13 protein-coding genes are annotated in these 14,168 nt (G+C 28.5%); 8 read left to right on the top strand and 5 right to left on the bottom strand.

All coding sequences use genetic code 11. The annotated features are described in order from the left end of the window. Window positions 1-58 precede the first annotated feature (58 nt). Window positions 59-1,831 (top strand): CocE/NonD family hydrolase, encoded by a 1,773-nt coding sequence (locus AC2TEO_RS05455; RefSeq protein WP_442267148.1) that lies wholly within the window; start codon window positions 59-61, stop codon window positions 1,829-1,831. 15 nt (window positions 1,832-1,846) lie between these two features. On the opposite strand, the gene AC2TEO_RS05450 is transcribed toward AC2TEO_RS05455, so the two are convergent. The 4 genes from AC2TEO_RS05450 to AC2TEO_RS05435 form a co-directional block, all read right to left on the bottom strand. Beyond that, window positions 1,847-2,014 (bottom strand): type II toxin-antitoxin system antitoxin, encoded by a 168-nt coding sequence (locus tag AC2TEO_RS05450; protein WP_095070432.1) that lies wholly within the window; start codon window positions 2,012-2,014, stop codon window positions 1,847-1,849. A 98-nt stretch (window positions 2,015-2,112) separates the two neighbouring features. Continuing rightward, entirely contained in the window at window positions 2,113-2,607 is a 495-nt protein-coding gene (locus AC2TEO_RS05445; protein WP_442267147.1) for a hypothetical protein, read from the bottom strand. 2 nt (window positions 2,608-2,609) lie between these two features. After that, window positions 2,610-2,768 carry a DUF4177 domain-containing protein gene (locus AC2TEO_RS05440; RefSeq protein WP_442267146.1) on the bottom strand — a complete coding sequence of 53 codons (159 nt, stop codon included), beginning with the start codon at window positions 2,766-2,768 and terminating at the stop codon, window positions 2,610-2,612. Between the two features lie 11 nt (window positions 2,769-2,779). Beyond that, window positions 2,780-3,640 (bottom strand): SPFH domain-containing protein, encoded by an 861-nt coding sequence (locus tag AC2TEO_RS05435; RefSeq protein ID WP_442267145.1) that lies wholly within the window; start codon window positions 3,638-3,640, stop codon window positions 2,780-2,782. A gap of 112 nt (window positions 3,641-3,752) precedes the next feature. Between AC2TEO_RS05435 and AC2TEO_RS05430 the strand changes: the two genes are divergently transcribed. From AC2TEO_RS05430 to AC2TEO_RS05420, 3 genes are all read left to right on the top strand, one after another. Beyond that, window positions 3,753-4,535, top strand: coding sequence for a S1/P1 nuclease (locus tag AC2TEO_RS05430; RefSeq protein WP_442267144.1), 783 nt, complete (start codon window positions 3,753-3,755; stop codon window positions 4,533-4,535). Window positions 4,536-4,636: 101 nt separating this feature from the next. Further along, window positions 4,637-5,155, top strand: coding sequence for a TlpA disulfide reductase family protein (locus AC2TEO_RS05425; protein ID WP_442267143.1), 519 nt, complete (start codon window positions 4,637-4,639; stop codon window positions 5,153-5,155). 5 nt (window positions 5,156-5,160) lie between these two features. After that, entirely contained in the window at window positions 5,161-5,775 is a 615-nt protein-coding gene (locus tag AC2TEO_RS05420) for a thioredoxin family protein (RefSeq protein ID WP_442267142.1), read from the top strand. A gap of 55 nt (window positions 5,776-5,830) precedes the next feature. Here AC2TEO_RS05420 and tsaD read toward each other — a convergent pair whose 3' ends face one another. Continuing rightward, a complete protein-coding gene (gene tsaD / locus AC2TEO_RS05415; RefSeq protein ID WP_442267141.1) occupies window positions 5,831-6,862 on the bottom strand; it encodes a tRNA (adenosine(37)-N6)-threonylcarbamoyltransferase complex transferase subunit TsaD in 1,032 nt (343 codons plus the stop codon). 226 nt (window positions 6,863-7,088) lie between these two features. Here tsaD and AC2TEO_RS05410 point away from each other — a divergent pair, with 226 nt between their 5' ends. The 4 genes from AC2TEO_RS05410 to AC2TEO_RS05395 are packed head-to-tail and all read left to right on the top strand — an operon-like array spanning window position 7,089 to window position 14,143. Next, window positions 7,089-11,462, top strand: coding sequence for a translocation/assembly module TamB domain-containing protein (locus AC2TEO_RS05410; RefSeq protein WP_442267140.1), 4,374 nt, complete (start codon window positions 7,089-7,091; stop codon window positions 11,460-11,462). After that, window positions 11,459-12,379: a polyprenyl-phosphate transporter gene (locus tag AC2TEO_RS05405; protein ID WP_442267139.1), complete on the top strand. Its 921-nt coding sequence runs from the start codon at window positions 11,459-11,461 to the stop codon at window positions 12,377-12,379. Before AC2TEO_RS05410 ends, AC2TEO_RS05405 begins: the two co-directional genes overlap by 4 nt. Window positions 12,380-12,399: 20 nt before the next feature. Beyond that, entirely contained in the window at window positions 12,400-13,407 is a 1,008-nt protein-coding gene (locus tag AC2TEO_RS05400; protein WP_442267138.1) for a DUF368 domain-containing protein, read from the top strand. Beyond that, window positions 13,388-14,143, top strand: coding sequence for a shikimate dehydrogenase family protein (locus AC2TEO_RS05395; RefSeq protein ID WP_442267137.1), 756 nt, complete (start codon window positions 13,388-13,390; stop codon window positions 14,141-14,143). The genes AC2TEO_RS05400 and AC2TEO_RS05395 overlap by 20 nt, the downstream gene beginning before the upstream one ends. Window positions 14,144-14,168 lie beyond the last annotated feature (25 nt).

Raw genomic sequence — 14,168 nt, 5'->3', positions numbered from 1 at the left:
TGTATAGTTTTGTTTCACTAAAAAAGGAAAATTACTTTTGATTTAAATCAGATAAACTATGAAATATATTAAATATCTATTATTGCTATGTGTACTTTTTTATGGTACAGATATGAGAGCTGAAAATTCCTCAGATTCTTTGAATATTAAAATTAAGTTTTATCAAAAAATAAAACTTTCAGATGGAACTAAATTATCATCAAACATTTATCTTCCTGAAGATTATAACAACCAAAAAAAGTATCCAACAATTCTTGTAATTACGCCTTATGTTTCAGATGAAAATCACGAAAGAGGTTTGTTTTTTTCTCGTAATGGTTATGTATTTATTACAGTAGATTGTAGAGGTAGAGGTAATTCTGAAGGGAAATTTATTCCTTTTCAAGATGATGCTAAAGATGGGGCAGAAGTAGTTAATTGGATTGGTGAGCAACCATGGAGTAATGGAAAAGTTGGAATGATGGGAGGTTCTTACAGAGGGATGAATCAATGGTTTGTGTTAAAAGAATTTCCAAAGTATTTAAAAACTATTATTCCAACCGCTTCAGTTGGACCAGGTTTAGATTTTCCGAAATACAATAATATTTTCTATCCATATGTGATGCGTTGGTTAATGTTAACGAGTGAGAAAACTATCAATCAGAAATTATTTGGAGCTGATTTTTGGACACATAAACAGGAGGAATTATATAAGAAAAATGCAAAGTTCAATACTTATGATGATATTGTTGGATATCCGAAAGAAGTTTTTCAAAACTGGATTTCTCATCCAAGTCACGATGAATTTTGGCAACAATATTATTTTAAACCAGAGGAGTCTAAGCAAATAAATATTCCGATTTTAAGTATTACTGGTCATTTTGATTCTGATCAACCTGGCGCAATGAAGTATTATACAGATCATATGAAATATGGAAATAATCAAGCAAGATTAAATCATTATTTAATTATTGGGCCTTGGAGTCATGGAGGAACTAGAAGACCTAAAAAAGAACTAGGTGGTTTACAGTTTAAAGAAAATGCAGTTTTAAATATGAATACTTTGCATTTAAATTGGTTTGATTGGACGTTAAAGAAAGGAAAGAAACCAGAGTTTTTAAAAAATAGAGTAGCGTATTATACCATGGGTAAAAACGTTTGGAATTACACTTCTGATTTTAAAAATATTGCGAACGCAAAGAAAGAATTCTATTTAAGTTCTAAAAATACAGATGCTAAAAGTGTATTTAATTCTGGTAAATTGATAGATTCACCTGAGGATTCAGATAAAAACCCAGATGAAATTGTTTATAATCCTTTAGCGAATAACGGAATTAATAATACGAGTTACACTAGTGATAACAAAGATTTTTATAAAGATCAGAGTTATGTGAATGATAAAGAAGTTTTAATATATCATTCTGCACCATTACAAGAAGATTTAAATATTAATGGAAAAATTGCTTTTGAAGCTTATATTGAATTAAATGTAGATGATACAGATTTTGAAGTTTCAGTATATGAAATTACTAAAAATAATGAATCGATTTTTTTACAAACTGATCAACTAAGAGCACGTTATAGAAATGGACTAGAAAAAGTTGATTTTCCAAAAAGAAATACAATTAATAAATACCTTTTTGAAGGAGAAAATATGTTTAGTAGAGTTGTGAAAAAAGGAAGTAGGTTACGTTTAATTTTTTCAACTATTGACAACCCGAATGTTCAAAAGAATTATAATTACAAAGAAGATCCAGCGTCACAAATAGCAGAAAAAGCTAAAACAGCAATAATTAAGTTATTTCATAACAAGAAGTATCCTAGTAAAATTATAGTGCCAGTAAAAAAATAGAAGAAGAGGAGTAATTTACTCCTCTTCTTTTTTTTTAGGTTCTCTTTTTGCTTCTTTCAAGGCTTTCATAAGCATCCATTCTATTTGTCCGTTTGTAGAACGAAACTCATCTGCAGCCCACTTTTCAACAGCCTTAAGCATGTCTTCATTTATTCGTAACGCAAATGCTTTCTTTTTAGCCATAAGAATTTTAAATTATTAATTTTTCAACAATTTTTATATAAGTACAAAAGACCAAAAAATTGTAATGAAATACAATAGTAAAAGTAATAATAAGCGTATCATATCTCTTGATTGTTATAATGATTAATTGTTGTGTTAACTTGCTCTTGTAATTGTGTGCCAATTAAAATACGTTTTCCGTTTTTTAATTCGATTTGAATTCCAATATCACCTGATACATTATAAGCTGTTCCGTTTTTTTTCTTCCAAAACAAACCACCTTTCATTCCCCATCCTCCATATTCAGTAATTGCATCATATTTTCGGATGTAAATATTTTCAATATCACTCCAATGAATAGTTTGATTTTTAAAATGAAAAGGAATAAAACGATAATGAATTCCATGTTCGTCAATTCGAGTTTTTAATTTAAAAAAGAGTATTGCACTTGTAGGTATGATGATTAAGCACATGGCAAAAATGAAATCGTTTAATCCCATTTTTTCTTCAGCATATGCTTTAGAAAGTATGATGATAGGAACAATAAGACCAATTACTAAAAGTGCAATTAACCATTGTTGTGTAAAACGTTGCTCTTCTTTAAATATTCTCATAACTATCTGTTTTTATCTCTTTCTAAGATTATATGAATCCAACTTTCAGCGATATGTTTTACAATCCAACCTTCTCGTGCATATTGATTCAATAAATCTTCCATTTTTTGATATCTATTATTTAAGCCTAGTTTTGGTCTAACAACTTTATATTCTTTCATGATTTTACTTTTTAATGATTTAATGTTCCCGTATTTACTACTGGAGAAGCATCTTTATCCCCACAAAGAACGATCATTAAATTACTAACCATAGCAGCTTTACGTTCTTCATCTAGCTCAACAATTTCTTTTTTATTTAATTCTTCAAGAGCCATTTCTACCATACTTACAGCACCTTCAACAATTTTATGTCTTGCAGCTACAATGGCAGTTGCTTGTTGTCTTTTCAACATGGCATTGGCAATTTCTTGTGCATAAGCTAAGTATCCAATTCGAGCTTCTAAAACTTCAATACCAGCAATTGATAAACGTTCTTCAAGCTCTTTCTCTAAAGTCTCACTTACTTCATTTACGCTCGAACGTAATGTAATATCTTCTTCATGGCCTTCATCAGCAAAATTATCGTAAGGATACATACTGGCTAATTTTCGTACAGCTGCATCAGTTTGTACACGAACAAAGTTTTCATAATTATCTACATCAAATGCAGCTTTGTATGTGTCTGTAACTCTCCAAACTAGAATGGTACTAATCATAACAGGATTACCTAATTTATCATTAACTTTTAATCGTTCACTATCAAAGTTACTAGCTCGTAAAGAGATTTTCTTTTTAGTGTAAAAAGGATTAGCCCAATACAATCCATTTTGTTTAATGGTACCCATGTATTTTCCAAATAGCAAGACAACTTTTGATGTGTTAGGGTTTACTAGAATGAATCCGAATAACATAATTATTGATGCTATTAGAGAAATAACAAAAATTGGATTCTCTAATTTTATCATAGCAAGAATACTTCCAATAAATAAAATAAAGAATACGATTAACATTAAGTATCCACTGGCTGGTTTAATAATTTTTTCTGATTTCATAAGTTTTAATTTGAAATGATATTATTTTGATATCATAAAGATATAAAATATTTTTTGAATTACGCAAATATTGAGAATGAATTATATTGTATTTTTGCTTAAAACATAAAAAATGAAACTAAGATTATTAGTAGTTACTATACTATTATTTAACGTGTCGTTTGCTTTTGGATCAGACGATACTTGGGGACCTACAGGTCATAGAGTGACTGGAAAAATTGCAGAAAAACATTTAACTAAAAAAGCTAAAAGAAAAATAGAAAAACTCTTGCAAGGTGAAAGCCTGGCATTTGTTTCTACTTATGCAGATGAGATAAAATCGGATAGAAATTACAGAAAATATAGTGCTTGGCATTATGTAAATATGCCCTTAGATGGAGATTATGAATCGTCTAAGAAAAATCCTAAAGGAGATCTTGTAACTGGAATCAATCACTGTATTAAAATCTTAAAAGATAAAACTTCTAGTTTAGCAGATAAACGTTTTTGTTTAAAAATGCTAGTACATTTAATAGGAGATTTACATCAACCTTTACATATTGGTAGAAAAGAAGATAAAGGAGGAAATTCTATACAAGTTCAATGGCATGGAAGAGGTTCTAATTTGCATAGAGTTTGGGATGAAGATATTATTGCTAAATGGGATATGAGTTACGTTGAATTAGCTGAAAATGCTAAAGATTTAACTAAAGAACAAATTAATTATATTCAAAAAGGAAGTGTTTTAGATTGGGTAAAAGATTCTCATAAATTAACAAAAAGAATATATAACTCTGCCGAGTCTGGAGATAAGTTAAGATATAAGTATTCGTATGAATTTTTTCCTGTTGTAAGAGAGCAATTACAAAAAGGAGGTTTACGTTTAGCTAAACTGTTAAATGAAATATTCTCTTAAAATATTTATAAATAATTAAAAGTCTCTTTTTAAGAGGCTTTTTTAGTTAAAAAAGCGTTAATAATTCAATGATATGTTATACTTTAATTAAATTTAATGTGATGAAATCAATATTAATATTATTATTTAGTTCATTTTTTATATTCTCTTGTAATACCAAAAATAAAAAATCCGTTTCAACAAAATTAAAAGCTGCGAATGAAGTTGTAAAAGTTTTAAACTACGATCAACTAAAACCAATGCTAGAAAAAAAAGATGACAAAATTCATGTTATCAATTTTTGGGCGACATGGTGTAAACCTTGTGTTGAAGAATTACCAGCCTTTGAAAGGTTGAATGAAGAATATAAAGATAAAAATGTAGAGCTTTTGCTTGTAAGCTTAGATTTTCCTAATCAAATTGAGAGTGAGTTATTACCATTTATAAAAGAGCACCAATTAAAACCAGAAGTTGTGGTTTTAGACGATCCAGATCAAGATAAATGGATTAACGGAATTTCTACAGAATGGTCTGGAGCAATTCCTGCTACTATTATTTATAAAAATAATAAAAGAGCTTTTTACGAGCAATCGTTTAGTTATAATTTACTTCAACAAGAATTACAACAATTTTTAAATTAAATATTATGAAAACTTTTAAAACAGTATTTGCCTTATTAGTACTTTTAGCTAGTGTAGCCTTTACAACAAAAGATAAAGGAGCTTATAAAATAGGAGATAAAGTGGATAACTTTACACTAAAAAATATAGATGGAAAAATGGTGTCTTTAAGCGATTATAAAGATGCTAAAGGAGTTGTGGTTGTTTTTACTTGTAACCATTGTCCGTATTCTAAAATGTATGAAGACAGAATTATAGCTCTAGATAAGAAGTATAAAGGTTTAGGTTTTCCTGTGGTAGCTATTAATCCAAATGACCCTGAAGTTTCTCAAGGAGATGATTATGAGTCAATGAAAGTTAGAGCTAAAGAAAAAGGATTTACTTTTCCTTATTTATTTGATGCAGGACAGAAAGTTTATCCAAAATTTGGAGCGACAAAAACTCCTCATGTTTTCATTTTAAAGAATGATAAAAAAGATTTTGTGTTATCTTATATCGGTGCAATTGATAATAATGCACGTGATGCTAATAATGTATCTGAACGATATGCAGAAATTGCAATTAATGATTTGCTTGAAGGAGTTATGCCTACTAAAGTTCAGACTAAAGCTATCGGATGTTCTATTAAAACAAAAAAATAAGTTTTTGGATAAAGAATAAACTTAAAAATCACACATTTTGTGTGATTTTTAAGTTTTACTTTTCTGTTACTTTTAAACGAGCTTTTGCAGAAACAGAAAAATCTGTAAAATCATTGTTTAAATATTTTAAATAGCCAACTATAGCAATCATAGCAGCATTATCAGTTGTATATTGAAATTTTGGAATATAAGTTGTCCATCTCCAATGCTTCTCTGCTAATTGTAGTCGTTTTCTAATTTCAGAATTTGCTGAAACACCTCCAGCAATAGCAATATGTTTTATGCCCGTTTGTTTTACAGTGTTTTTTAATTTCTTCATTAATATTTCTACAATCGTATGTTGTATAGAAGCACAAATATCAACTAAATTTTCGTCTATAAAATTCGGATTCTCTTTTACATTTTTCTGAACAAAATATAAAATTTGAGTTTTTAAACCACTAAAACTAAACTCTAAATCACCAACTTTTGGTTGTGTAAAGGCGAATGCTTTAGGGTTTCCTTCTTTTGCATATTTATCAATTAAAGGTCCGCCAGGATAAGGTAAACCTAGAATTTTTGCAGATTTATCAAAGGCTTCTCCAACAGCGTCATCTATAGTTTCACCAAGCACTTCCATTTCAAAATGATTCGAAATTTTTACAATCTGTGTATGTCCACCACTAATGGTTAAACAAATAAAAGGGAAAGGAGGGATTTTACTACCTTCTTCTTCTATAAAATGTGCTAAAACATGACCTTGCATATGGTTTACATCTAACAAAGGAATGTTTAAACCTAGTGCTAAAGATTTGGCGAAAGATGTTCCTACAAGAAGTGATCCCATTAAACCAGGACCTCTTGTAAAAGCAATCCCACTTAAATCAGATTTTGTAATCCCAGCTTGTGCTATTGCCTGTTGAATCACCGGAACAATATGTTGTTGATGAGCTCTAGAAGCTAATTCAGGAACTACACCACCATATTTAGCATGAACTTCTTGGTTTGCTACAACATTACTTAAAACTTTACCGTTGTGAATTACAGCTGCACTAGTATCGTCACAAGAACTTTCTATACCTAAAATATAAATAGATTTTTCGCTCAAAACTGTTTGGATTTATCAGTGCAAAAATATTCATAATACGTTAGATATTCGTTAAAATTGGCGTTTCTTTGCAATAAGGCAGAATTTTTGTAGTTTCTTTCTGAAAAATTAGGAGGTCAATATCATTAGAAGAGTTAGGAAAATAGCGGTTAGAATTGTAGGAATCTTAGCAATACTTTTATTACTTCTCGTAATAGTTTTGTCTATTCCCGCTGTTCAAAGTAAGTTGGCAAAAATTGCGACAAAGCGAATTAATGATGATTTTAAAACAAATATTGTTATAAAAAGAATTGATTTATCTCTTTTAGGTAATGTTCAACTAAAAGATATAGAAATTAGAGATCATCATAATGATACTTTAATCTTTGTAAAAAACCTTAAAACTTCACTTCAAAATGCAAAAAAGATTGTCGATAATAAGGTGGATTTAAGTGATGTTAGTTTGTCTGGAGCTTATTTTTATATGAAAAAATATAAAGGAGAAGAAGAAGATAATTTAGCAGTTTTTATTGAAAGTTTTGAAGAAGATGATGATCAAGTAAAGAGTGAAAATCCATTTACTCTAAAAGCAAAAAATATTTATTTAGAAAACCTGAATTTTAAGGTTTCAGATGAAAATAATAAAGAACAAACACAATATGCAGCTTATAATGCTGGGGGAAATATACAGGATTTTAAAGTTGTTGGCCCAGATGTTTATGCAAATATTAGAGGGTTATATTTAATAGATAATAGAGGTATAAATGTAACGAATGTAACTACTGATTTCTTCTACAGTAAAACTAAAATGGATTTTAATAATACTACTATTAAAACCGACAATGGTTCATTTTTAAAAACTGATATTGTATTTAATTACAAGAGGAAAGATTTAGCAAGTTTTACAGATAAAGTTAATATAAAAGCTGACTTTAAAAAAAGCACACTCGCAGTTAAAGATGTGAATAAATTTTATGGAGAGTTAAGAGGAAATGATAAATTAATCTTTACGGGTTCCGCTACAGGTACATTAAATAATTTCAATGCAAATAATATAAACATGTATTCAAAAAACGGAATGATTATCCGTGGAGATATGGGATTTGTTAATGCATTTAATTCTGAGAGAGGGTTCTTATTTGATGCTGATATTGAAAATGTAGCCTCTAACTACAATCAATTGAAAAACATCCTACCGAATGTTTTAGGGAAAACATTACCTAGTAATTTTAAAAGAATTGGCAATTTTTCTTTATCAGGTTTATTAAGTTTAACACCAGATCAAATGGATGCTACATTAAATTTAGATTCTGAGTTAGGTAGCACTGTTTCTGATTTATTATTCACAAATATCGACGAGATAGATAATGCAACTTATGATGGTGTTATAGAGTTTATTGATTTTGATTTAGGAAAGTTTGCAGAAAATAATGATTTGCATAAAGTGTCATTAAAAGCAGACGTTCATGGAAGTGGTTTTAATGTTGAAAATATCAACTCTTCTATTATAGGTAAAGTAACTCGTTTAGATTTTAGAGGATATTCTTACAAAGATCTAAATGTGAACGGGCAATTTCAAAACAGAAAATTTGATGGGTACCTACAATCAAGGGATGAAAATTTTAAACTAGATTTTAAAGGGCTAGCAGATTTTTCTTCTGAAACACATAAATTTGATTTTGTAGCAGATATTGATAAGTTGGATTTAAAAAAGACTAACTTTTTCAATAGAGACAGTATCTCAGAATTAAAAGGAAAAATCCAATTAGATGTTGTAGGTAATACGTTTGATGATATTGTTGGTAAAGCAACCTTTCAAAACCTTATTTATAAAAATGAAAATAAAACGTTTTCATTTAAAAACTTCAATATTAAATCTTCTGTAAAAGATAGTATTAAAACTATCGAAGTAAATTCTACAGATATTGTCAAAGGTAAATTAGAAGGTAAATTTTATTTTAACGATATAATACCAGTTTTTCAAAATGCTTTAGGAAGTGTATATACTAATTATGAAGCCTTGCCAATTGAAAAACATCAATTTTTAAATTTTGATTTCACAATTTATAATCAAATTGTAGATGTTTTTTTACCTAAAATCTCTATAGGAAAAAACACAAGAATTAGAGGACGAATTAACTCTGATAAAAATTTAGTGAAATTGACTTTTTCTTCGCCTAATATTAACGCGTATGAAAATGATATTAAAGATGTAATATTGAGAGTTGATAATAAAAATAAACTTTATAACACACACTTTACAGCACAAAAAATAGCCAATAAATATTATCATATAAGCAAGTTAAATCTGGTAAATAGAACGGCAAATGATACTTTGTTTTTTAAATCTACATTTAAAGGGGGGAAAAAGGAAAAAGAAAACTTCGATTTAAATTTTTTCTATACAATAAATGAGTTACACGAATCTGTACTTGGATTACAAAAATCAACTTTTAATCATAATGGATTCGATTGGATTATCAATCCAAAATCAGATAAAAAAAATAAATTAGCTTTTAACGTTAAAGATAAAAGTTACAAATTCAGTCCTTTTAAATTGATATCTGATGAGCAAAATATTGATTTTGAGGGAAGTGTAATAGGTGATAATCAAAAAGATATTAAAGCAAGTTTTAAGAAAGTACAATTGCAAAGCTTTTTGCCTGAAATAGAAGGGTTGTTTTTAGAAGGTTTATTAAATGGTAATCTGGCACTTAAAGAAGAAGAAGGAAAAATTGAGCCCAAAGCAAATATTATTATTAATGATGTTATCGTAAATGATTTTTCGCAAGGTACTTTAAAAGCTAAAATAGAAGGAGAAAACTCTTTAAATAAATTTAAAGTTGATGTCTCTTTACGAGATTATAATTTCGATAATATTAAAATCATAGGAGGTTTAGATTTTACAAATAATAAAAAACCTCAAGTAGATCTTAAAGTTAATTTTAATCAATACGAATTAAATGGTTTTACTGATTTGGGAGGAGAAGTACTTTCCAATATTAGAGGTCGTTTATCTGGAGACTTTACAGCGAAAGGATTAGCGTATAATCCTATTTTTAAAGGAGAGTTAAAGTTAGATGAAGGAGGTTTAACATTTCCTTATTTAAATATAGACTTTGATCTTATTGAAAACACTAAAATTAAACTAGTTGATCAAACTTTCTTTATCAATAATATTATAATAAAAGACACTAAATATGATACTAAAGGGTATTTAAATGGAAGTATTACACATAGTAATTTTGAACAATGGTATTTAAAACTTGATTTAGATACTCCTAATTTATTAGTGTTAGATACTAAAGAAGCTGAAGAAATTCCTTATTATGGGAAAGGATTTATTAGAGGAAATGCTAGAATAAGAGGTTTAACCAGTAATTTAAGTATTAAAGTAAATGGAAAAACAGAAGAAGGAACTTTATTTGTTATTCCTTTAAATGATGTAACTACTATCGATAATTATAAGTTGATACGTTTTAAAACTAATGAGGAGGTAAACGAAAAAGAAATTAATATTGAAAAAATTAAAGGTGTAAATCTTGATTTTGATTTAGAGGTAACTAAAGATGCAATAGCCCAAGTAGTAATTGATAAAGTGTCAGGAAGTGATTTAAAAGGAAGCGGAAACGGAAATTTACATATAGAAATTGATACACGAGGTAAGTTTATTATGGATGGTGCAATTACTATCGATAACGGGTTTTATAATTTTAAATATGGAGGTATTATAAGTAAGCCTTTTCAAGTACAAAGAGGAGGTACGATTTCTTGGTCAGGAGACCCTTTAAAAGCACAGTTAAATCTTACGGCAATTTATAGAACTAAGGCCAATCCAGCTCAATTATTAGATAATATTAATTCAACTAGAAAAATCCCTATCGATTTGTATACGCATATCACAGGAGGTTTATTTGATTCTAAACAAGAGTTTGATATAAAGATACCAAATGCAAATTCAACAGTAGCTTCTGAACTAGAATTTAAATTGAATGAAAACGATATTAATACCAAAATGCAACATTTCACATTTTTAATGGCATTTGGTACTTTTTTTAATGAAGAAAATATAGGAAATAGCGCATCTAATGGTATAACAGGTACAGCAGCTCAAGTTGCGTCTAATATATTATCAAGTGTTATAAATAAAGAAGATAGTAAATTTAAATTTGGAGTGCAGTATACACAAGGAGATAGAACAAATGTAGAGCAACTTCAAAATAATATAGACGATCAAGTTGATTTATCGTTTTCAACTCAAATTTCAGACAGAGTCTTAGTGAACGGAGCTTTAGGTGTACCTATTGGAGCAAGTGCTCAAACTAGTGTTGTAGATGTTAAAGTAGAGGTTTTATTAAATGAAGAAGGAACTTTAAGAGGAATGTTTTTTAATAAGCCTAATGATATTCAGTTTGATATAGATAATGAAGGTTATACTCAAGGTTTAGGATTATCGTATCAAGTTAATTTCAATTCATTAGGTGAATTAGGTGAGAAATTAGGTATAAAGAAAAAGAAGAAGAAAAAGAAAAAAGAAGTAAAAAAAGATAGTATTATTGTAAAAAAAAGTAAGTTAATAAACTTCAAAAAGAAACAAGACACTACAAAAATTAAACAATGATCCGAACAACTAAAAACTACATAGTTTTAGCTTTAAAAGGAATGGCGATGGGAGCAGCAGATGTAGTTCCTGGAGTATCAGGTGGAACAATAGCATTTATTTCTGGAATTTATGAAGAGTTATTACAATCAATCAGTAATATAAACTTAAGTTTATTTAAGACTTTAAAAGAAGAAGGTTTCAAAACAGCTTGGAAGCAATTAAATGGGAATTTTCTATTAGCACTTTTCACAGGAATTTTTATAAGTGTTTTGTCGTTAGCTAAAATAATTTCTTGGTTACTAGAAACACAACCAATTTTAGTTTGGTCTTTTTTCTTCGGTTTAGTTTTGGCGAGTGTTATTTATATAGGAAAACAAATTAAGAAATGGAGTGTTTTGTCTTTTGTATTATTAGTTTCTGCCGCAGTTGCAGCATATATAATAACAACATTACCGCCACTAGTATCAGAAAGTTCTTCAAATTTATTTTTGTTTTTATCTGGAGCAATAGCAATTTGTGCTATGATTTTACCTGGAATTTCGGGGTCTTTCATCTTAGTTTTATTAGGGGCTTATAAACCAATATTAAACGCAGTAAGTTCAAGAGATTTTGTAACTGTTTTTTTTGTGGCTTTAGGGTCGATAGTTGGATTATTATCGTTCTCTAGAGTTTTAAAATGGTTATTTGCTAATTATAAAAATTACACATTAGCTGCATTAACAGGTTTCATAATAGGTTCTTTAAATAAAATTTGGCCTTGGAAGAAAGTATTAACCTACAGAATAAACTCTCACGGAGAAAAAGAAGCCTTTAATGAATTGTCTATTTCTCCATTTTCATACGAAGGAGATCCGCAATTACTTTATGCAATAATTTTATCAATAGTTGGTTTTAGTTTAATTATTCTTTTAGAAAAATTAGCCGTTAAAAAGTAATTATTGGTAAATTAGGCCTTATGCACAAGGAACGAACATTCTTAGAGAAACTAAATCTTTTTTTAAAAGGTTTAACCATGGGAGGAGCTAATAAAGTTCCTGGGGTTTCTGGAGGAATGGTTGCTTTTGTTATGGGATTTTATGAAGAATTAATTTTTACTTTTCAACGCATAAATAAAACAGCTTTTAAGTTATTGTTTAGTGGAAAGTTTAAAAGCTTCGCCAGATATACCAATTTTCAATTTTTAGTTTGGGTAATGTTAGGAAGTACATTTAGTTACTTTAGTGTTTCTCTAGTACTCGATTATTTCCTTAAGAATTATGAACTTTATGTTTGGGCTTGGTTCTTTGGAATGATTATAGGTTCCATTTATTACATTTCTAAAGATTTTGGAAATTGGAATTTTAAAAGTGTAATTTCATTACTTATAGGTGTGAGTATAGGTTTGGCAATCAGTTTTATGACACCAGCAAAAGAGAACGATAATTTATGGTTTGTTTTTCTTTGTGGAATTATTGGTGTCTCAGGAATGACTTTACCAGGTTTATCAGGTTCTTTTATTCTTATTCTTTTAGGAAATTACGTTTTATTACTAGTAGATAGTGTCAATGTACTAGGAGTAGTAATTGCTAATATGTTTTCTGGTGATTTTTCAGGATTTAAAGATGCTGTTAAAGTTAGATATCTGAAAATTATATCTGTTTTTACCTTAGGTTCAGCTTTTGGTTTAGTGTCTATTTCTCATGTTTTAGGATATGTGTTAAAACATTATAAAAATATAGTTACAGCTGTTATTATTGGTTTTATTAGTGGTTCTTTAGGAATTGTTTGGCCTTGGAAAAAAACCATTTACAAACAAGAAAATAGTCAGTTTTTGTTTGATAGTAAAGGAAACAAAATTGTAGAAAATTACGAACGATTTATTCCAGATTTTCAATTAACAGAAACTTGGATTACAATTGGTTTTATAATAACAGGAATAGCACTTATTTTAATAATCGATTTTTATGGAAGAAAAAAGAAGTAAGAAATTATTCGGATTAATAGGTAAAAATATTTCCTATTCATTTTCTAGAGGATATTTTGCTGAAAAGTTCGAAATGTTAGATTTACATGATCATGAATATGTAAATTTCGACCTTACAGTTATCAACGAGTTAGACGATGTTTTAAAAGAGTATAATTCTAGTTTAAAAGGTATGAATGTAACAATACCGTATAAAGAAGAAATCATTCCTTTTTTAGATAAAGTTGATAAAAAAGCTAAAAAAATAGGAGCAGTAAATACTATAAAAATAAGCAAGAAAGGAAAACTTAAGGGGTATAATACCGATTATTATGGTTTTAAAAATTCATTAAAACCATTATTGAAAGAAAAACATAAGAAAGCATTAATTTTAGGAACAGGTGGTGCTTCTAAAGCGATTGCTTATGCATTAAAAAAGTTAAACATAGAATATGCTTTTGTTTCTCGAAAAGCTAAAAATGAAGCTATGTTTAGTTATAATGATTTAAATAAAACAGTTGTAGAAGATCATTTAGTAATTATAAATTGTACACCTTTAGGAACTTCACCAAATATTACACAAAAGCCAAATATTCCTTATCAATACATTGGAGAACATCATATTCTTTACGACTTAATTTATAATCCGGCAGAATCTGCTTTTTTAAAGTCAGGAAAAGAAAATGGAGCAACTATTAAAAATGGTTTGCAAATGCTAGAATTACAAGCTGAAAAGGCTTGGGAAATCTGGAACTAATATTTTTTTTTCTACAAAAAGAAGG

The sequence above is a fragment of the Tenacibaculum aquaeponti genome, from assembly GCF_057221555.1.
Note: the sequence above shows the minus strand (reverse complement) of the source record. Positions and strands in the feature narration are given on the sequence as shown.